The organism is Companilactobacillus huachuanensis (assembly GCF_005404815.1).
GTDB lineage: Bacteria > Bacillota > Bacilli > Lactobacillales > Lactobacillaceae > Companilactobacillus > Companilactobacillus huachuanensis.
The window spans coordinates 62,880-83,619 of sequence record NZ_BJDF01000002.1 but is presented as its reverse complement, the minus strand read 5'-3'; the positions used below and the strand labels follow the sequence as shown (position 1 = coordinate 83,619).

Annotated in this window: 13 protein-coding genes; 6 read left to right on the top strand and 7 right to left on the bottom strand. The window is 36.6% G+C overall.

The features are described from left to right. Positions 1 to 239: 239 nt before the first annotated feature. A complete protein-coding gene (uvrC, locus tag FFM71_RS01520) occupies positions 240 to 2,057 on the top strand; it encodes an excinuclease ABC subunit UvrC (protein ID WP_137610425.1) in 1,818 nt (605 codons plus the stop codon). A gap of 18 nt (positions 2,058 to 2,075) precedes the next feature. Beyond that, on the top strand, positions 2,076 to 2,915 hold the full coding sequence (map, locus tag FFM71_RS01515; RefSeq protein ID WP_137610424.1) for a type I methionyl aminopeptidase: 840 nt from the start codon (positions 2,076 to 2,078) through the stop codon (positions 2,913 to 2,915). A gap of 411 nt (positions 2,916 to 3,326) precedes the next feature. Here the strand turns inward: map and FFM71_RS01510 are convergent, their stop codons facing one another. Both FFM71_RS01510 and FFM71_RS01505 read right to left on the bottom strand, forming a co-directional pair. Next, positions 3,327 to 4,352, bottom strand: coding sequence for an aldose epimerase family protein (locus tag FFM71_RS01510; RefSeq protein ID WP_137610423.1), 1,026 nt, complete (start codon positions 4,350 to 4,352; stop codon positions 3,327 to 3,329). Then, on the bottom strand, positions 4,349 to 7,654 hold the full coding sequence (locus FFM71_RS01505) for a DUF5107 domain-containing protein (RefSeq protein ID WP_137610422.1): 3,306 nt from the start codon (positions 7,652 to 7,654) through the stop codon (positions 4,349 to 4,351). The genes FFM71_RS01510 and FFM71_RS01505 overlap by 4 nt, the downstream gene beginning before the upstream one ends. Before the next feature lie 417 nt (positions 7,655 to 8,071). Here FFM71_RS01505 and FFM71_RS01500 point away from each other — a divergent pair, with 417 nt between their 5' ends. Continuing rightward, the gene (locus FFM71_RS01500; protein WP_137610421.1) at positions 8,072 to 8,986 is read left to right on the top strand and encodes an AraC family transcriptional regulator; all 915 of its coding nucleotides are present in this window, start codon (positions 8,072 to 8,074) and stop codon (positions 8,984 to 8,986) included. A gap of 195 nt (positions 8,987 to 9,181) precedes the next feature. After that, positions 9,182 to 9,616, top strand: a complete 435-nt coding sequence (locus tag FFM71_RS01495) for a hypothetical protein (RefSeq protein WP_137610420.1) — start codon at positions 9,182 to 9,184, stop codon at positions 9,614 to 9,616. A gap of 544 nt (positions 9,617 to 10,160) precedes the next feature. Here FFM71_RS01495 and FFM71_RS01490 read toward each other — a convergent pair. From FFM71_RS01490 to FFM71_RS01470, 5 genes are all read right to left on the bottom strand, one after another. Then, positions 10,161 to 11,468, bottom strand: a complete 1,308-nt coding sequence (locus tag FFM71_RS01490; RefSeq protein WP_137610419.1) for a glycosyltransferase family 2 protein — start codon at positions 11,466 to 11,468, stop codon at positions 10,161 to 10,163. Next, positions 11,465 to 11,977, bottom strand: coding sequence for a hypothetical protein (locus FFM71_RS01485; RefSeq protein ID WP_137610418.1), 513 nt, complete (start codon positions 11,975 to 11,977; stop codon positions 11,465 to 11,467). Before FFM71_RS01485 ends, FFM71_RS01490 begins: the two co-directional genes overlap by 4 nt. A 1,708-nt stretch (positions 11,978 to 13,685) precedes the next feature. Then, positions 13,686 to 15,626: a PTS fructose transporter subunit IIABC gene (locus FFM71_RS01480; protein ID WP_137610417.1), complete on the bottom strand. Its 1,941-nt coding sequence runs from the start codon at positions 15,624 to 15,626 to the stop codon at positions 13,686 to 13,688. Between the two features lie 18 nt (positions 15,627 to 15,644). Then, positions 15,645 to 16,565, bottom strand: coding sequence for a 1-phosphofructokinase (gene pfkB, locus FFM71_RS01475; protein ID WP_137610416.1), 921 nt, complete (start codon positions 16,563 to 16,565; stop codon positions 15,645 to 15,647). Continuing rightward, positions 16,566 to 17,318: a DeoR/GlpR family DNA-binding transcription regulator gene (locus FFM71_RS01470; RefSeq protein ID WP_137610415.1), complete on the bottom strand. Its 753-nt coding sequence runs from the start codon at positions 17,316 to 17,318 to the stop codon at positions 16,566 to 16,568. A 201-nt stretch (positions 17,319 to 17,519) separates the two neighbouring features. Here FFM71_RS01470 and obgE point away from each other — a divergent pair, with 201 nt between their 5' ends. Together obgE and FFM71_RS01460 are read left to right on the top strand one after the other, a co-directional pair. Continuing rightward, complete coding sequence (obgE, locus tag FFM71_RS01465; RefSeq protein ID WP_137610414.1) at positions 17,520 to 18,794, top strand: GTPase ObgE; 1,275 nt, start codon at positions 17,520 to 17,522, stop codon at positions 18,792 to 18,794. 12 nt (positions 18,795 to 18,806) lie between these two features. Then, positions 18,807 to 20,735 (top strand): acyltransferase family protein, encoded by a 1,929-nt coding sequence (locus tag FFM71_RS01460; protein WP_137610413.1) that lies wholly within the window; start codon positions 18,807 to 18,809, stop codon positions 20,733 to 20,735. Positions 20,736 to 20,740: the final 5 nt, after the last annotated feature.

Below are 20,740 nucleotides of genomic sequence, written 5' to 3'. Positions count from 1 at the left end.
TATAGAATTGAGAACAATAGGAATTGCCGCATAATTTTGTTTGAAATCAGTAGTAAATTTTATAATCATGTTAAGCACTTGAATATTTTTTAATTTGAGAGACAGGATAATTAATCAGACCAACAAGTTATGCTAAAAAAATAATTGTATAATAGAACATATGGTTGCATTAAAGTTGACAATTAAATTGTTTAAATTAAGATTAAATAAGTCTATAGCATTTTGAGGGAGGGATACCGATGGCCACTGAATATTTGGAACATAAGTTAAGCCTTTTGCCACCGCGGCCTGGTTGTTATCTGATGAAGGATATCAACTCAAAAATTATTTATGTTGGTAAAGCCAAAAATTTAAAAAACCGTGTTCGTTCATATTTTAAGAGCTCACATGAAGGTAAAACTGCCCGACTTGTTTCGGAAATCCGTGATTTTGAAACCATTATTACTTCCAATGATAAGGAAGCCTTTTTGTTGGAAATAACCTTAATTCAAAAACACCAACCATATTACAATATCAAGTTGAAACGTGGTACTGGGTATCCCTATATTAAGATTACTAATGAACGTGATCCTAAAATGGAAATTACCGGTCTTGTTAAGAAGGATGGCGCATATTACTTTGGTCCCTATCCAAATGTTTGGGCGGCTTCTAATACGCTGAATTTCTTACAAAAGGTTTATCCGTTACGCAGATGTCAAGGTAACCTCGGGAGACCTTGCTTGTATTACCATATGGGGCAATGTCTAGGAGCATGTTTTCAGACCGTTCCTAAAGAAAAATATGATGAACAAATTGAAAAAATTAAACGATTTCTTGGCGGTAATGTTGCTGAGATCAAGCACCAACTTGAAGATAGAATGTCGAAGGCCTCAGATTCAATGGAATTTGAACGTGCTGCTGAATTACGGGATCAAATTAAATATATCGAAACGACTGTAGAAAAGCAGAAAATTATTTCTAATGACAGCACACCACGTGATATTTTTAATTATTATGTTGAAAAAGGGTGGATCTCCATTCAAATTTTCTTCATTAGACAAGCACGTTTGATGAAGCGTGAAAAAAAGGTTTTTGCTTGCATCAATAGCCCAGAAGAAGAGTTGTCGACGTTTATTCTGCAATTTTATAATCGTCGCAATCAGGTTATGCCTAAAGAAATTTTGGTGCCTGATAATTTAGATAAAAAAACACTCTCGCAAGTTTTGAATATTCCGTTCCGAACACCACAGCGTGGTCAAAAGAAAGATCTAATGGATATGGCGGCTGATAATTCTAAATTAGTTCTGCAGGAGAAATTCCGTTTGATGGAACTGGATAATCGTCAGACATATGGTGCTCAAAAACAAATTTTTGAGGCACTGGATTTGCCATATGGTCACGTTATTGAATCATTTGACCACTCACATATCCAAGGAACTAGCCCAGTTTCAGCAATGATTATGTTTCAAGATGGTCGGCCTGAAAAGAGTGGTTATCGGAAGTATAAAATTAAAGGTGAAGTTGAACATCAATCGGGTGCTGATGAAGCTGCCAATACGCGTGAAGTAATTTATCGACGTTATTCACGTTTGATCAAAGAAAAAGACCCATTGCCAGATTTAATTTTAATGGATGGTGGTATCATTGAATTGCGTGCTGTTATGGATGTCTTGAACAATGAGCTTGGTATTGATATTCCAGTTGCAGGGATGGTCAAGGATGATCACCATAATACGTCGCATTTGATTGTTGGTGAGGACGGAATTGAAGTGCCTTTGGATCGAAAGAGTCAAGGCTTCTATCTCTTGCAGAGAATTCAAGATGAAGTTCACCGTTTTGCTATTACTTTCCATCGTAAGACGAGAAGTAAAAATGCTTTGTCATCGCAATTAGATAATATTCAAGGCGTTGGTCCTAAGACTAGAACCAAGTTGTTAAAGAAGTTTGGTTCGGTTAAGAAGATGAAGGAAGCTAGTATTGAACAATTGACTGATATTGGAATTCCTAAGACGACAGCACAAACTATTAAAATCACATTAGCAAGTACCGATTTTCATAAAAAATACCATAAAGGATAGTTGGGGGATATTTATTATATGATTACATTAAAATCAGAACGAGAAATTGAAAGAATGCGTGAATCTGGTAAGATTTTGGCCGGAGTCCATTTGGGATTACGTGATATGATCAAGCCTGGAATTTCAGCGCTTTCAATTGAAGAGTTTGCCAATGACTACATTGTTAGCCATGGTGCTACTCCTTCTGAAAAAGGCTTTGAAGGTTATAAGTACGCTACATGTATCGACGTTAATGACGAAGTTGCTCATGGTACACCTAGAAAAGGTTTGATTTTAGAAGAAGGCGACATTGTTAAAGTTGATATGACCGTTAACTATAAGGGTTACGAAAGTGATTCTTGTTGGAGTTACGGCGTTGGTTCAGTTAGTCAAGAAACATCTGACCTAATGGAAGTTACTAAGAAGTCACTTTACTTAGGTATTGCTCAAAGTATTGAAGGCAATCGTTTAGGTGATATTGGTTACGCCATTCAACACTATACTGAAGATGAACATGGCTATGGGGACGTTCGGGATCTTTGTGGACACGGAATTGGACCTACAATGCATGAAGAACCTGATGTCTTGCACTATGGTGAACCAGGTAAAGGTTTACGTTTGAAGAATGGAATGACTATTACAATTGAACCAATGATCAATGAAGGTACTTGGGAAATTGTTGACCGTTCACTAAAAGACCCTAAAGATGACTGGATTTATTATGCCAGTGCTGATGGTTCATGGTCAGCTCAATATGAACACACTTTAGCTATTACGGAAAATGGTCCTGAGATTTTAACATCACAAGATGCCGCTGAAGACGCTAAGTATTTGAAGTGGGCTCAAGATTATCTTAAGGAACACAAAGAAACTAAGTAATTTCTGATTTAATAATATAATTACAATCAAAAAAGTATTAGAAATGAGGTTTATGAACTTCATTTCTAATACTTTTTTAAATTTAACTAAAGGTTGAAAGTTTAGGCAAGTATGCCGTTTCCAGAGCTGAGAGTATTCATTTGCTGCGCGGAACGGCCCGAGCCAAAGTGCGGTCTCGAACCTCGGCTGAAGCCTCGAAAAACCCGCGAGTCTTCAACTCGCCCGGTGGTGTAAGAGCTAAAGCTCTAACGCCACTTTCGCTGCAAATGAATACTCTCAGCTCTTCCAACTAGTTTATTTTTTCATGGCAGGAACGAATAAAATGAAAACTCCTTCTTATTTAAATAAATTTGTTCTATGCCTGTAACAACAATGGTTATATTAGTTTTTCACCTTTCAACCTTCAGAAATTTAAAGGTTGTAGTCAAAGCCCCATGTCACTTCTCTGTGGAATGTATCAGCAGGAGTCAAAACTATGGAACTTAGATCATGTGTTGCACTTGGTGGGATTTGAGCTTCCAGTGCAATTCCACAATATTGTCCTAAGTTCTTTGCATATCCTGTGTGATTAAAGTGATTTCCAGTATATGTTACGACGGCTGGTGCATTCGTGTGCATGGTCATTTTGACCTTTTTATCAGATGACTCTAAGGATACAGCTTCTTTGTTATTTATTATAAATGGATGATTGAGACCGTTTTCTTGCTGAATTTGCTGATCTGAGCTATCAAGTGCCTGGGCGATAGGTGCACCATTTTTAAAATCAAAGCAAGTATTTTCAACCGGTGCTGTATTTTTTAGAGGTATGTGTTGCTCATCCAACGTTAGATAAGTGTCAGCAGGTATTTTCAGCGTTGTATCTTTAACGTTCGTATTTGGTCCATCTAAGCAAAAATACGTATGATTGGCAATATTACAGAGGGTCGTTTTATCAGTAGTTGCCGAAACCGAATAAGTAAGTTTATTAGTATTGTCGAGCGTGTATTTTACTGTCACATTCAAGTTTCCTGGATATCCATTATGACCATCAGAATCGAGATAAGTGAAGATCACACTACAAGTGTCTTCGGTCTTTTCTGTTTGGTATTCAAAAGTTTGTGTATCCAATCCGTAGGTGCCACCGTGAGCGTGCGTTCGATTATCTTCGTTCAACTCAAATTGCATATTTTCTCCGTTAGCTTTTTGCCAAATTCCATCTTTCATCCGACCAATAACACGGCCGACGGTACCACCTAAATAGTTTCTTTCCTTGTCATAATCGCTAGGTGAATTCAGGCTTAGGATGACATTTCGTGAATCGCCATTTTTGCTAGGTAAAAGTATTTTCTCAAGTGTGGCACCATGATTTAACAGTTTAACAATCATTCCGTTGGAATTCTGTAGTGTTATTTCAGTTTTATTTTGATTGTAATTGTCAGTTGAAATATTTATCATCATTTTTGAAATTTCTCCAAATGTTTAATTGATTGAAAGTGATTAGTTAATTCGTTTACTTTGGCAAACATTGCCGTCGCATCAGCAGATTTATTTAACCCTAGGTAACCTAAGCCAATTAAGTAGTAGCAACTAAGTTGATTCTTTTCTTGATAATCTTCATCGAATAACTGTGAATCAGGTAGGGAAACAGCAAAGTAGTCTGGCGAGATCTTATCAAAAATGTGCTTTTCACCATAAGTGATTAATTTGTGATATCTAGTAATTGCATTTTTGCTTTGCCCCAACTGTTCAAAAGCTAATCCTTGATAGAAGAGTGAATCGGCCGGTTGGTCGTTATAATACATCATATTTGTTGGTTCGTCGATACCTTTAGTAGCTTCAGTCAAATAATATTTCGCTTGATCTGACTTATTGGCAGTTTTATAAGCGAGACCTAAGTAATATTCAACAATATTGTCATGCATTGTTACCAGTTTGCCTTCACCGATATTCTCTGGGTAAGTTAGAGCTTTAGTTAACTTGTCGATAGCCGCTGTTGGTTCATTATTATCTAAGTCAATTTTTGCTAATTCAACCAACGAATACTTGTATTGAGTACTTACTTTACCCTCGCCACCTTCCCAAGGATGGAAGTTGTGCGCCATAATTTTATCATAGGCTTGTTGAAATTCACCAGTTTCGTTGAGCAAAGTAATTAATTGCGTGTAACTGTCATCTCTAGCAGCAACCAAATCTGCGTGCTTTTCTAGGAAATTTAAACGTTGGTTGATTGGTCGATTCAATTTTTCGTAGAGATTATCCAATTCAAAGATTAGACGAGCATTTTCAGGGTCTAATTGGAAAGCTTTTTCAAGAGCGATAAGGGCACTTGAGGTATCGTTATTTTTATTAAAGTACTTAATTGCCAAATTACGGTAGGCCATTGCATAGTCAGAATTTAGTTTCGTACATTTTTCCCAATAAGTTTGAGCTAAATTATAATTTTTACGATCATAATTGATATTTCCTAGATAGTAGTTGGCTAAACCATCACTGGGATTTAAGTTGATGATTTTTTCCAAAACAACGATATCAAATAAATTGTTAGGGAAAATATAGTCTGGAGAAAGTGAAGCTCCAATCTTAGCATGGGTAAGGGCGGACGTTGGGGCTTGATTTAATTCATATGTATAAGCCAGATAATATTCTTTCAATGGATTTTTACAGTCATTAGAATCTAGAATTTGAATAGCATCAACATATTGACCCATTTCAATGAATAATGTGGCTAAATGTAAAATATCATTTAATTTATCACTGACGTTAACATAGCGTTTCGCATAGTCTTCGTTGTTCGGATTCATTTTTTTTGCTTCGTAAAGTAAACCAAGATTTAATGGATCAATTAGTAAACTTTGGGATAATAATTCCTGTGCAGCTTTAGTCTGATACAACAAGTTCAGGATATGAATCGCCACTAATCTAGTCATACTATCTTGATAGTTGTAATTTAAAGCTTGTTTAGTGAAACTATAGGCCTTTTTATAGTCATGTCTTTGAACAGCTATTTTAGCCATCTCAAAGAAACTGATAGCCTTGGTGTCATTAGACCAAGTTGCTTTGTAAAAAGCGTCATAGGCAAAATTAGGCTTGCCTTGCTTCAAGAGACATAGTCCCAAATGATACATTGCCGAACCTGAAGCTGGGTTAGTGTTGTGTTCATTTGTCCGTGCAATAGCAATTCTAAAGTATTTCTCACTTTCGGCAAAGAGTCCGTTACGATATAAAAGTAAACCATAAGCATCATTGATTCTAGCATCATGTGGATCACGTTTTAAACCTTCCAGGTAATAGTCTTTAGGGTCAAAACTAGCGTGGCGATATTGTTCAAGATGTTGACCAGCAAAGAACAGTTCATCGTTATTTTTTAGAGCTTGTGGATCAGGGATAGCCTTAGCTGGGTCAGGAATCTTTTCAAGCTGTTTCTTTTCGGGGAGGTATTTGACTAAAAGATTTTGATTTTCATCTAATAAACTGAGACTTAAATCTTTGAGTGGATAATTAATATCTGTAACTTGGTTTTCAAAAGGTTCGTTTGGGGCAATATCAAGGACAATTTCTTTGATTATTTCAGAATTATGTTTGAGAACTAATTTAGCATTTTTGTGTGCAGCAGTAGTGTAGGCCGAAATTTTAACAATGTTATCGGTTTTATCCAAATTGATTGCTCCATCGATAGTAGCATTTTTGACTGCTCCAACAGTGCGATATGGCATGAAGTATTCAACGGAATGTTTCTCTTCATGTGGGGTCAACCAAGTAAAGTCGGGTTGATTGTCAGTGAAAGTACCAACCATTAGTTCAATATAAGGACCATCATCGTCAGTTAATTGATTGTCCCATGCCTTACCAAAGTTACCATTACCCCAAGTCCATTGTTTCTTACCAGGAGAAATGTGATGGTCAGCCACGTGCAAGAGCCCAGCCTTTTTTTGATAGTCGTAATTTCCTAAGAAGTCATAGTCGGAGTGAGCAGCCATATATGAAGTCGGAACGGGAATGTTCTTGTAGCGGGAAATATCGACACCAGCCGAATAATCCATCTTATAGTATTCACCAGTTGCGATTGGAAAAGTGGAAACAGCACGTTTACCGTGATCGAAAACAGCGTGAACATCAGGTGGAAAAATGGATTGAGTATGTTGATTGACTGGCACAGCTGGGTTAGCCCACCATAAGAATGTTTGTGGCAACTCAGTTGGATTTGAGAAGGTTTCTTCAAGTTTCAAATATGATTTATCCTTGAACAAGGTAAAACCAACATTTATTTTCGTGCCATGCATGCGGTCAACATCGCTCATCCAAACGGTTTTTGAACCATTGGAATTGCTTTGGATACGGTAATTAATTGGTAAATAAGTATCAGGACGGTGATGTTGTGGCCAATTGAATTCGATACCACCGGAAATCCAAGGCCCTGCTAAACCCACTAGAGCCTGTTTTATGACGTGATTGTAATAAACAAAATCATAGTTGTTAGTCTTATCCAGCATTCGTTGAATTCGACCACCTAATTCAGGTAAAAAGGTAATTTGAACGTATTTGTTCTCTAGAATCACAGCTGAGTAGGTTTTGTCCTTTTTAACATTTTTGATTTTTTCAGTGACAGGGTAGGGATAAACTTTACCACTACTACCTTGATAAGCACGGTTCTCCAAAAACAGAGGATTTTTCTCAGGTTTACCAATTTCATAAGTTGGAATAACAATTTTCTTTTCAGTAACAGTAACGAGAGTACTATTTTGATCAATTACAGTATCCATATATAGATGATCTCCTTTACTTTTCTAAAGATATAATATTACTGAAAACGATTACTTTAAATGCACAGTCACTGACTAATGATGGATTATCGTGAACAAATTTGATTTTAAATTTAATAACAGCTTATTTTGATGTTATCTTTAGATTGAAAGGTTAGGTAAGTTTGCTGTTTACAGAACTGAGAGTATTCAATTGCTGCGCGGAACGGCTCGAGCCAAAGTACGGTCTCGAACCTCGCTGCAAATGAATACTCCCAGTTCTTCCAACTAATTTATTTCTTTAATGGTAGGAACAATAAAAGAGGATGTTTAATTTAAATAAATTAACTCTAGGCTGGCAATAATAATGGTTATATTAATTTTTCATCTTTCAACGTACAGATATAAATTAAATTGATGTTAAAAGGGAGGCTTACTATGAAAAAGTTAGAGGGTTTTGCTAATGAGTACTTGATTGTTCTGCCAAGAGAAATTCTCAGAGAATTTGATCAGTCTTCGATTCTAAAACAATTATATGGGACTGATTTAGGATTTTATCCTAATGCTCAGTACCATTATGTACATCGTCCACACGGAACAGATGAATGGGTCATGATCTTTTGTACCGGAGGTGAGGGAACTGTTGAGTCTCGGGATAAAACTTGGAGGATGACGCGCGGTTCTATTATCCTGATGCCCCCGAACGAAGAGCATACTTACTTTGCTTCTAAGAATCATCCCTGGGATATCTTCTGGATTCATTTTTCAGGTCAATCAGTAGACGAATATTTGGCACCGTTATATAAGGACAAACCTGATTTCGAGTATTTGGATGAAAAATCTGAGGATGGAATTAATTATCTAATGTCATTATTTTGGCAAATGATTCAGGCGCTGACTTCTGGCTTTTCATTTGAGTCGGTTTTCTATGATACGCAGATTTTAGGGACGTTATTAGCATATATTGTTTATCGTTCAAAGTTACCAAAGGAAAAGAAAAATATGGGCAATGAACACCTGACGAGAGCGATTCAATACATATATGATAATTTGGACAAACATATTTCTTTGGAAGAGTTGGGTCAATATTTGGGTGTTTCAGGCAGTTATTTAAGTCGTATTTTTAAAAAGAATTTGAATATGGGGGCAAATGAGTTCATTACTTCAATCAAGATAAAGCAGGCAAGTCATTATTTACAAAATACGAATTTATCAGTAAAACAAATTTCTCAGAGTTTGGGTTTCAGTGATCCATATTATTTTTCCAGAACTTTTAAAAAGGTTTATCATATTTCGCCGGCTTATTTTAGAAATCAATTTGGCAGTGGTATTAAAATTAATAAGGGTGTGTAGTTTTGTCCATCTTTTTTGTAATTCCGTAACAAAGATTATGTTACTTTGGAAAAGTAAATTTAAAATACACAATGTAAAGAAAACTTTACGCTAAATTAACGTAATATCAGAGCTAATAAGCGACAGGAAAAGTACTTTTGTTTTAGAATGTGACTAGCAACTAAGTATAACTTTACGAAAAGCGAGGTAGTTACTATGTTAACTGATATTGATCGAGCCACCGAGTTATTGAATGATGAATCAGTTACAATTGTTGAAATTCATCGGATTACTGGTATCAGCGTGAAAGTACTAACAGATGCCAGAACGGCAAAAGATGTACCTAGTTTCGTCAATGACTTGAAATATTCGGAAGTTATTGCTTTAGCAGATTTATACAATGATATTCAAATTGATTATTTGAATAAGAATCAAGATAATGATTTTTATAAGTTTGTGATCAGGATCGGTGATTGGTTCGATGAATCCATTGGTATTCAGGAAGAATATTTTAATTCTGAAGAAGGAATGGACGACGATTTGATGGTTGCGACTGCGGTTCAAACATTGAATGACATTTCTACTAAAGATAAATCTATTATGTTGGATCTTTATTACAGTTATACACGTGATGAGCAAAATATGATGTAGATTACGGTGGATAGTAATTATAGAAAAAATAAATCCAGTAATTTTTTGGGGGGTTCTTTCTTAGATTTGGTTATAGAAGTGCCCCAATGATTATCTTTAAAGCTTTTGTGATAATTATTAAACGTAATCATTGAATATTAAAATCAGCAAAAAAAAGTTGTATCACACCTAATTATTTGGGTCCTTAAGTGTGATGCAACTATTTTTTATCCAATTTACTTATAATTAAAAATGATTAAAAATCCAAATCCATCAGAAATCATTTTATTTACATAGAAAACAATTAGTCGGAAGGGCTGAGAATATTAACCAGCTGTGGGTGTGGCGTTAGGACTTTACTGTTACACCACCGGGCGAGTTTGGAGACTTTCCGGTCTATGGAAAGGCTTCAAACCGAGGTTAGAGACCGTTTCTCAGGCTCGAACCGGTCCGCATAGCAGGTGAATATTCTCAGACCTGGAGACGGCCAAAATTTAATCAAATTCAAGAAAGAGTCTTTTCGAGATTAATGACTCGTTTTTAATTACACATTTACATACAGACGTTAATCACTTTTGACATTTTTATGACGTTTAGGACTTTCCCAAGTACCTTGACCATGGCCCATAATCGTTCTGATAGCTGGAATAAACGTTGTTACAACTGAAAAGGCGTTTACCTGCCAATAGACTAATGAATAAAACGGCATGAATATTAAATATTTAAACTTTTTACCTTCTTCGTCTACCAGTAGGGCAGCCCCCAATTGCACGATTCCGGCCAACATTTCAAATGTGATAAAGACAAACGACATTGCGAATAGGAAGATTACTTGCCTGAAATCGCCGGTAAATAGGAAGCCGACTACTGAGCCAATGAATAAAACTAGACTGATAAAGTAGAAAAACGACCAAATGATACTGAATGTTTGATCAATTACAAAGGCAAGCTGTCTAGTATATCTGAAGGGATGTAAGACAATTTTCCAAAAGTTTGTTAACCAAACCTCGGTTCCACCTTTAGCCCAACGTTTTCTTTGGCTGTACAGACTTTTCAAGTTGTCCGGTACGTTCATATAGAAAAGAATATTTGGAGCGAAGACTGTGGACCAGCCACTTGTTTGATGATCCCAAGCAATACTGATATCTTCAGTAGCACGATCTTGTCTGAACAGTCCAACATCAATTAAGGCATCACGACGATACATAGTGTTAGCGCCACTGTAAGCATACATATTGCCAAAAACGCCAACCTGACTACGCTTGATGATTCCTACGATACTGGAAAATTCAACAGTCTGTGATTTAGAAATGATACTATCACGGTTCTGGACGTCCATATTGGCAGTGACAGCAGCAATATTTTGACCCTCGGAGGTATTGAAATAATTCATGTACTTCCAAATAGCATCAGGTTCAGGTAAGGAGTCAGCATCATTGCTCAAAATGAATTCACCTTTTGTAAAGGCAATTCCGATATTAAATGCATGAGCTTTACCTTGATTTTTCTCAATCCGAATGACTTTTAAATTAGAATACTGAGACATTAATTGTTTGAGGATTTTAGGCGTATTATCAGTCGAACCATCGTCAATAACTAAAACTTCATAATTGGTGTAATTCAATTCAGTCATCAAATAATTGATAGTATCAGCAATCATGATTTCTTCATTGTGTGCGGGAATCATGATGGTAACAAAAGGCTGCATGCTCTTGTCGATTCGTTTGTATTTTACGATTCTGTGGGCGTAGAGGAATTGATAACAAATCGTTCCAATCAACCAGCAGAACGATCCCAAAATTGGATATGAAATTAAAATTAATAGAAAAAAGTTAGCTACAGTATCAAAAGTGGAGATTCCAGTTTTAATCATAATTTGGTATCCTCGAATTTACTGTAGATTTTGTCGATAGTTTTAATTTCAAAATTATTTTCGGGAGTGACAACATAATATCTGATGTCGTTGCGACGATAGTAACGATCACCGAATTTGAAAGTATAGAAATCCTTGATAGCCTCACGCCGAGCAAAGAGCTTTTTCTCATTGTAAATTGCATGCTTTTTGACATGATATTTGGTGTAGTAATTATTATAAAGTGTAAATGAAATGGTGATAATTGTTAAGACGATAAAGGCGTTGGTTAAGAAATGACCGAAGAAATTGAATAATTCCTTTCCTTCAGGTACAGACCAAGGCTGTCCTTTTAATCTATCACCAACAAAAACGGTCATGGATAGAGTCCAATAAATCGGAATTAGCATGATTATCCACGATAAAATAGTAACTAGTGTTTGTCTGATTTTTAATTGCCAATGACCTTGTTCAAAAAAAGCGTCATGGATGTATTTTTGCATGGTATCGATATTTTTTCTTGCTCTCATTTTAATCACCCGTAACTTTTTACTCTTAGGGAGTGTTTAGAGATGTTAACTAAAGGTTGAAATTCTAGTTAAGTATGCCGTTTCCAGAGCTGAGAGTATTCAATTGCTGCGCGGAACGGTCCGAGCTAAAGCACGGTCTCGAACTTCGGTTGGAACCTCGCAAAACCCGCGAGTTTTCAACACGCCCGGTGGTGTAATTGCTGAAGCAATTACACCACTTTCGTTGCAAATGAATACTCTCAGCTCTTCCAACTAGTTTATAGCAGGAACAGTAAAATGAAGATTTCTGATTATTTAAATAAATTAGCTCTGGGCCTGTAACAACAATAGTTTTATCAACTTTTCAACTTTCAATCTTTGGTTATAAAATATATTGCAACAGTACCTTTTGTAATTGTTCACATTAAATTAGAATCAATTTCTGAACCTTTAGATATTAATTAAATAATTTATTCTAAAAATCTCAAGGCAATAAATTTATGCTTTAGAAAAATTTTAAACGATTTTGTTTAGATATATCAGCATTTAAAATACACATATATTTATAATCAATATTTTACTAATTTCTATTAAAAGTGTTGGAAACGTTGATATGACGCCCTTTGATTTCATCTAATGGTAAACAATTGGTTAACGTTTGCAAGAAAAATGAATCGAAATAAAAACGGGGGACATAGCTAAGGCTAATATGTTTTTTCTAGAGCTTGATTATGGGAAAAAGAGGCTGTCTCTACCTTGATTATTCAAGTGAGACAGTCTCTTTTTGACTAGTTTTTAAAGGTTGAAAGTTTAATTATGTATGCCGTTTCCAGAGCTGAAAGTATTCATATGCTGCGCGGAACAATCCGAGCCAAAAAGCGGTCTCGAATCTCGGTTGAAGCCTTACCAAACCCCGGTAAGTCTCCAACACGCCCGGTGGTGTAATTGCTGAAGCAATAACGCCACTTTCGCTACAAATGAATACTCTCAGATCTTTCAACTAGTTTATTTTTTTTATGATGGGAATAATAAAATGGAGACTTCTGATTATTTAAAATCGGGCTTTAATAAATTAGCTCTAGGCATGTAAGAACGGTAGGTATATTAGGTTTTTTTACTTCGGCTATTCTTGTATAAATCAATCCAAATACAGATTGAAAAGAGCAGTATTATTAAGTAATATAATATGTGAAAAAAAATAGTAAGAAAAATAATACTGCTGGAGATTAGTATCGTCAAAATAATGTTTCGAATATTTCTAAAATTAAATATATGCAATTTTAAATATGCCATTGTCGGAGACAACATAAAAATACCCAACACATTAAGCGACAACAAACCCAATAAAGTTTTATAAAGAATCAGCTCTTTTATTTTTCCTGTCCTTCTTTAGCATTAGTCAATATAAATAATAACAATCCAACGTAAATAAGCTGTAAATATAATGTAAATTATTTTGACTTGTAATGGGCTATATATCAATATTGTTGGAATTATTTCTCGTTTTCTAAAATGAATCATTCATGTAAGATCGCAACGATATCAGCTATACTGGCTGTATTCAGGAATGGTAATATCTGGCTTAACTAAAACTTGATGAAAATGAACCTCTGAAGAATCGCTTCTCCATGCATTTAAACGTTTGGGTGATAATCCTGATAATTAAAACGAAAAATGAGTTGTACCGCACCTAATAGTTTGAATCATTAGGTACGGTACAACTCATTTTTTAATTATTTTTTTTAGCAGGTTTCCAAACACCATAGATAACACCTGAAATTACGGCACCAATGGCAACAGCTAGTAAGTAAAGCATTGGTTTGTTAGCAAGTGGTGTAACGAAGATACCACCGTGAGGAGCAGGAACATTTATGCCCCAGAACTGTGTCAAACCACCACCGATTGCAGAACCGATAACACTTGAAACGATAACGTGTAATGGATCTCCGGCAGCAAATGGAATTGCACCTTCAGTAATGAAGGACAAACCTAAGATATAGTTTGAAAGACCGGCTTGTCTTTCTTGTTCAGTAAACTTATCTTTCCAGAAGGTTGTAGCAATGGCAATAGCTAGAGGAGGAATCATACCACCAACCATAACGGCGGCCATCAAAGCACCGTCATGTGTAGCTGTAAATGTACCAATAGCAAATGTGTAAGCAGCTTTGTTAAAAGGACCACCCATATCGATTGACATCATACCACCGAGCAATGTACCTAAGATAACAGCATTACCAGTACCCATTGATTCTAGGAAGTGAGTAATTGCGGCATTAACAACAGCGAAAATTGGATCAATACCGAAGTACATAATAGCGCCAGTTAATAATAAGCCTAGAACTGGGTAAATCAAGATAGTCTTTAGACCATCTAAGGTGTGTGGCAAGTTCTTGAGCCATTTCTTAAGTAAGACAATAACCCATCCGGCAATGAAACCGGCAAGTAGACCGCCAATGAAACCGGCAGGACTCTTCGAACTAACAACGGAAGCAGTGGCTTGAGAGGCCATATAACCACCAACGAAACCAGGTAATAGGGCAGGACGATCACCAATTGAAACAGCGATGTATGCGGCTAAAACGGGAATCAAGAAACTGAAAGCATAGTTACCAACGTTATTGAAGAACAAGAACCATTGTGAATTAGCACCAACGGAGCTTTCTAGTAAGAAGGAGATAGCCATTAAGATACCACCACCAACAACGAATGGAAGCATGTTAGAAATACCATTCATTAAATCAGCGTATATTCTTGACCAAAGTGACTTCTTTTCAGCAGAATCATCTTCATCAGAAACGGCGCCACCTTCAGCATGGAAAATAGGAGCCTTTTCTTCAACAGCTAAGTTGATCAATTCTTCGGCTTTATTGATACCATCACTAACTGGACGGTTGACTAAATGTTTACCATCGAATCTTGGCATGTCAACTTTCTTATCGGCGGCAATGATAACACCATCGGCACGTCTGATTTCACTAGCAGTAAGTTTGTGTTTAACGCCTTCAGAACCGTTAGTTTCAACTTTGATGTCGATGCCCATCTTTTCAGCTTGTTCTTTCAAAGCAGCTTCAGCCATGTATGTGTGGGCGATACCGGTAGGACAGGCAGTAACGGCAACTACGTATGGTTTGTGTTCAGAGCTGTCATCAGCGTTTTCAACTGCGGCTTCTTGAGCTTTTTGCTTAGCCTCGTCAGCTTTGTCCTTAGCTTCTTTTGCTTGCATAGCATTGTCGAATAGTGATTGAACTTCATCAACTGTCTTAGCAGCTTTCAAGTTCTTAACAAGTTCAGGATTAATTAATAATGATGATAATGCGGCTAATGCTTGCAAATGCAGATTGTCGGCACCATCTGGAGCAGCAATCATGAAGAATAGGTAGGCTGGTTGTCCGTCTAATGATTGATAATCGATACCCTTAGCACTTTTAGCGAAAAGTACGGTGGCACGCTTAACGGCCTTGTCACGAGCATGTGGCATGGCAATTCCGTCACCGATACCAGTACTTGTTTGTGCTTCACGCTTTAGAATGTCAGCTTTATATAAATCTTTATCGTCGATCACACCGACTTGAAGGTACTTGTCTACCATTTCATCAATGGCATCCTCTTTAGTAGTAGCTTTCAAGTCCATGATCATGGCGTCTTTTAATAGCAATTGTTTCAAATCCATTTTAAAAGTCCCCCTCGATTAGAGCTCTGTAATAGAAATATCTTGATATACTTCGTCAATTTTTGTCTTAATGGCAATATCTTGACTGAAGGCCGTAGCTGATCCGCAAGCAGCACCCATATGGAAGCTTTCGATTGGATCTTTTGTTTCCATGAACGTTCCGGCGAAACCGGCTATCATTGAATCCCCAGCACCAACTGAATTAATAACAGTTCCTTTAGGTGCGTTAGCCTTGTAAGCTGTGTCTTTAGTAACTAACAGGGCACCATCACCGGCCATTGAGACAAGTACATGTTTGGCACCTTTGTCCAATAATTTACGGGCATAAGTTACAATTTCTTGTTCGTTATTAAGTGTTACGTTAAATAAGTCAGCTAGTTCGTGGTGATTAGGTTTAACAACTAAGGGATGCAATGGCAAGGTATCTAGTAAAGCCTGACCAGTTGTATCAATGATGAATTCGGCACCTTGTTTTTGTATCGTATCAGCAATATCTAAATAAAATTTTGCATCAAGATTTTTGCAAAGGCTACCAGCCATAATGACGATATCACCGTTTCCAATGCCATTAAGGTTATCCATGAAGTTTTGTCTTTCAGTATCACTGATCATCGGACCAGCACCATTGATTTCAGTTTCCTCATTTTGATCGACAGCATTGATCTTAACGTTGATTCGAGTATCTTCTTTGACCTTCGTGAAGGAAGTTTTAAGTTCATGTTGTGAAAGTAATTCTTCAAACATTGAACCAGTAGCACCACCGACAAATCCTAAGGCAGTTGAATCAATGTTTAAAGCCTTTAGAATTCTGGAAACATTGATGCCTTTACCACCAGGAAGTTTAACATCGTTTGATGTCCGATTAACTTCACCGGTATTTAATTGCTTCAATTGCAAAACGTAATCAATTGAAGGGTTGACTGTAATTGTATAAATCAACTAAATAGCCTCCGTTATCTTTGTATACTTATTTAATATGCTTGTTTCTTTTTCCAACAATTTATTTGTGATCAACGGCACCTCAGCTAGAGTAGCAAAGCGACTAAAGCTGACTTGTGAAAACTTAGAACTGTCAGATAAAACATAAGCTTGATTTGATTGGGCAATTGCTAAACTCTTAATGGCTGCTTCTTCAGGGTCAGGCGTTGTATAGCCGGCGTCGACTGAAAAGCCATTAGTACCTAGAAATGCACGATCGAAATGATAATTTTCCAAAGTTTGAATGATATTTGCTCCAACCAAAGCTTTGGTAGATGACTTCAATCTTCCACCAGGAAGAAATGTGTTCACGTTATAATCGGCTAGCATCGAAGCATTGTCGACACTATTGGTAATAACTAACAAGTCATTGTGTTCTATTAAGTAAGGAATCATGAATTGTATCGTTGTCCCTGAATCAAGGAAGATGACCTCATGATTTTGAACCAGACTTGCAGCTGTTTGACCAATCATTTTCTTTTCATTGATATGAACGGCAGCTTTTTGAGAAAGCGCAGGTTCTTCATGTAAAGAAATCACGTTTTGAGCGCCACCGTGGATTCTTAGAAGTTTGTGACAATTCTCTAAATCTTGGAGATCACGGCGCAAGGTAGATTCTGAAGCACCGGTTAATGGAATTAAGTCATGGAGTTTGACAATATTATGTAATTTTAATTGTTCTAAAATAATTTGTTGTCTTTCTTCAGTAAGCACTTACATCACCTCACAAGAGATATAATACATCCATATTCATTCAAAATCAATCATAAAATATCAAAAACAGTCAAAAACGTTCAACGAATATCGAAACTTTTATAAAAGACTGGACAATCAATACTAGTTCAAAGTATTATGAAGTCTGTTTTTGTGCTAAAATTTAGAAATGATAATTATAGTTAAGAAAGGGGGATTTTAATGTTTGTAGATAACGTTAAAATCACCGTTAGATCCGGAAAGGGTGGCGACGGGGCTGTAGCCTTCCGTCACGAAAAATATACTCCACTCGGTGGACCTTCCGGCGGTGATGGTGGTCGCGGTGGCGATATCATCTTAAAGGCTAATGAAGGTATGAATACTTTAATGGACTTTAGATACAAGAGAATTTTTAAGGCCGAACCTGGTCAAAATGGTCAGATCAAGGCAATGTATGGGCATAAAGCAGATCCCATTTATATTAAGGTTCCAACCGGAACTTCAGTATATGATGAAGAAAGTGGCCGTTTAATTGGTGACTTGACTGAAAATAATCAAGAACTAGTTGTTGCTAAAGGTGGTAATGGTGGACGTGGAAACATTCACTTTGCCAATTCTAGAAACCAAGCTCCAGAAATTGCCGAAAATGGTGAACCTGGACAAGAGAAATTTATCAAACTTGAGTTGAAGTTGATTGCTGATGTTGGTTTGGTTGGTTTTCCATCTGTTGGGAAATCTACCTTATTATCAGTTGCAACTTCTGCCAGACCAAAGATTGCAGCTTATCACTTTACAACATTGTCACCTAACCTAGGAATGGTTAGATTAGACGATGGACGTGATTTTGTTATTGCTGATCTGCCTGGTTTGATTGAAGGTGCTTCTAACGGGGTTGGTTTGGGTATTCAATTCCTACGTCACGTTGAACGTACTCGAGTTATTTTGCACTTAGTCGATATGGATCCTAACAATGGACGTGATCCATACGAAGATTACTTGGCAATTCGAAAAGAATTAGGAAATTACGATGAGAATGTTTTATCACGTCCTGAAGTCATCGTGCCAACTAAGTTAGATATTCCTGGTTCTGAAGAACGACTAGCTGAATTCAAAGAAAAATTGCCAGAAGATGCTGATATCTTTGCAATTTCAAGTATTAAGCACACTGGTGTGAAGGCATTGATGAATCACACAAGTGAAGTCTTGTCTAATGCAGAGCCAATTCACTTTGACGTTCAAACTGATGAAGACAAAGAATACAACTTTGAACCAGAAGAGAAAGCATTTACGATTGAAAAAGAAGCTGAGCATGACTTTGTTGTTAAGGGTGCTAAGGTTGAATTACTTCTTCAAAGAACCAACTTGGATCACCAAGATGGAATTATGCTTTTTGCTAGAAAACTTAAGTCAATGGGTATTGAAGACGCATTGATCGACGCAGGTGCTGAATCAGGCGATTCAGTAACGATTCTCGATTTCACTTTTGAATTTATTTAGGGGCAATAGATAATGAATAAATCACCGAAAAGAAGATTTATTACTGGATTTGATGGACTACGTACTTTAGGGGTTATTGGTGTTATCATGTACCACTTAAATCCCAATGTTTTTTCCGGCGGATATTTGGGGGTTCCAATTTTCTTCCTTATATCGGGTTACTTAATCACAGATCACTTTTTTAATACTGTTGATTATGGTGGTTCATTCTCGTTAAGTAATTTTTACATTAAAAGAGTTAAGCGATTATATCCCGGGATGCTATTTGTATTATTAGCATCTGGAGCATATATCGTGATGTTTTTAAAGGGGCTGTTATATCATTTAGATCAGATTTTCGTAACTAATGTTTTAAATGTTTATAATTGGTGGCAAATTTTTAATGGTCAATCTTATTTTGAGAGATTTGCTAATAATGAATCACCATTTACACATTTATGGACTTTGTCTATCGAAGGTCAATTCTATATTGTTTGGCCAATTTTGTTAGTTTTATTTGCCAAATATGGAGTTAAAAAAAGTCGAATTTTCGGTTTTTCAATGATTCTTTCTATTGCTTCAGCAATTTGGATGGCTATTTTATTCAAGCCAGGTGTTGATCCAAGTAGAATTTATTATGGTACTGATACAAGACTATTCTCAATTTTACTTGGCTGTGGTCTAACTTTGATTTGGCCAGCTGAGAAACTGAAGAGTGGTTTGAAGAATAATGATAAGCTGAAACTTAACTTAGTTGGCTTGTTGTCATTTGGTTTGATGCTACTGATGATCTTTACAATTAAGGATTCTGATCCTTTCTTATATCGTGGTGGGATGTTTATCTTCTCGATCACAACATGTATCTTTATTGGTGTTGTAGCACACCCGGATTCACTCTGGAATGGTATTTTATCAAATAAAGTTTTCCATTATATCGGATCTAGAAGTTATGGACTTTACTTGTATCAATTTCCAGTAATGATTTTCTTCGAATCAAAATTCAGAAATATTGCTGACCATCCAATTCTTTATCCAGTTATTGAAGTTATCTTGATTGTTTTAGTGACTGAATTTTCGTTCAGATTTGTTGAACAGCCATTGGCTCACGCTAAGTGGAGTGACGTGAAGAAATTCTTCCGTTCCTCAAACACGGTCCAACGAGTCTTAGCATTAGTGATTGCCGTGATCTGTTTAACTGGTTCATATGGTGTCGTCAAGGCTGTCAGTGCACCAAAGCCTAACGTTAACCATAGTCAACTTGCTAATAAGATCACCAAGAATGAAAAAGCTACTAAGGCTAAGAAGGCTAAAGCAATTGCCAACTTGAAGAAAACCAAGGATAAGCAAAAGAATGTTACTGGTAAGATGTCCGATGCTGATTATGCTCGTTATAAGAAGGCCGCTAAGAGTCACCCAATCAATACTGAGTTCGAAAAGTATGGGTTGAGTCAAATTGACTTGCAACGCTTAAAGGATGTTCCTTTAACTGCTGTCGGTGACTCCGTTATGGCTGATGGTTCCGATAATTTCTTGAAGTTATTCGATGACAAGAAAGTTATCATTGATGCCGCGGTCAGTCGTCAAATGGGTGCCAGTCTTGATCTCTTGCAAAATTACAAGAGCCAAGGTGTTCTAGCGCCTAATGTCTTAATTGGTCTAGGAACTAATGGACCATTCAATATGGATCAAGTTGGCCAAGTCATGCAATTGGTTGGCCCTCAACGCCATGTTTACTGGATCAATGTTCACGTACCAACAAGACCTTGGGAAAAGACCGTTAATGGTGTTTTATCTCAAGCAACAGCTAAGTATAAGAATCTGACTGTAATTGACTGGAATAGTTACTCACAAGGTCATACAGACTGGTTCTATGATGATGATGTACATCCAAATCCAGACGGATCAATGTATTATACTTCGTTTGTCACAAAGGAAATTTTGAAATCATTAGACAAAAAATAGATAGG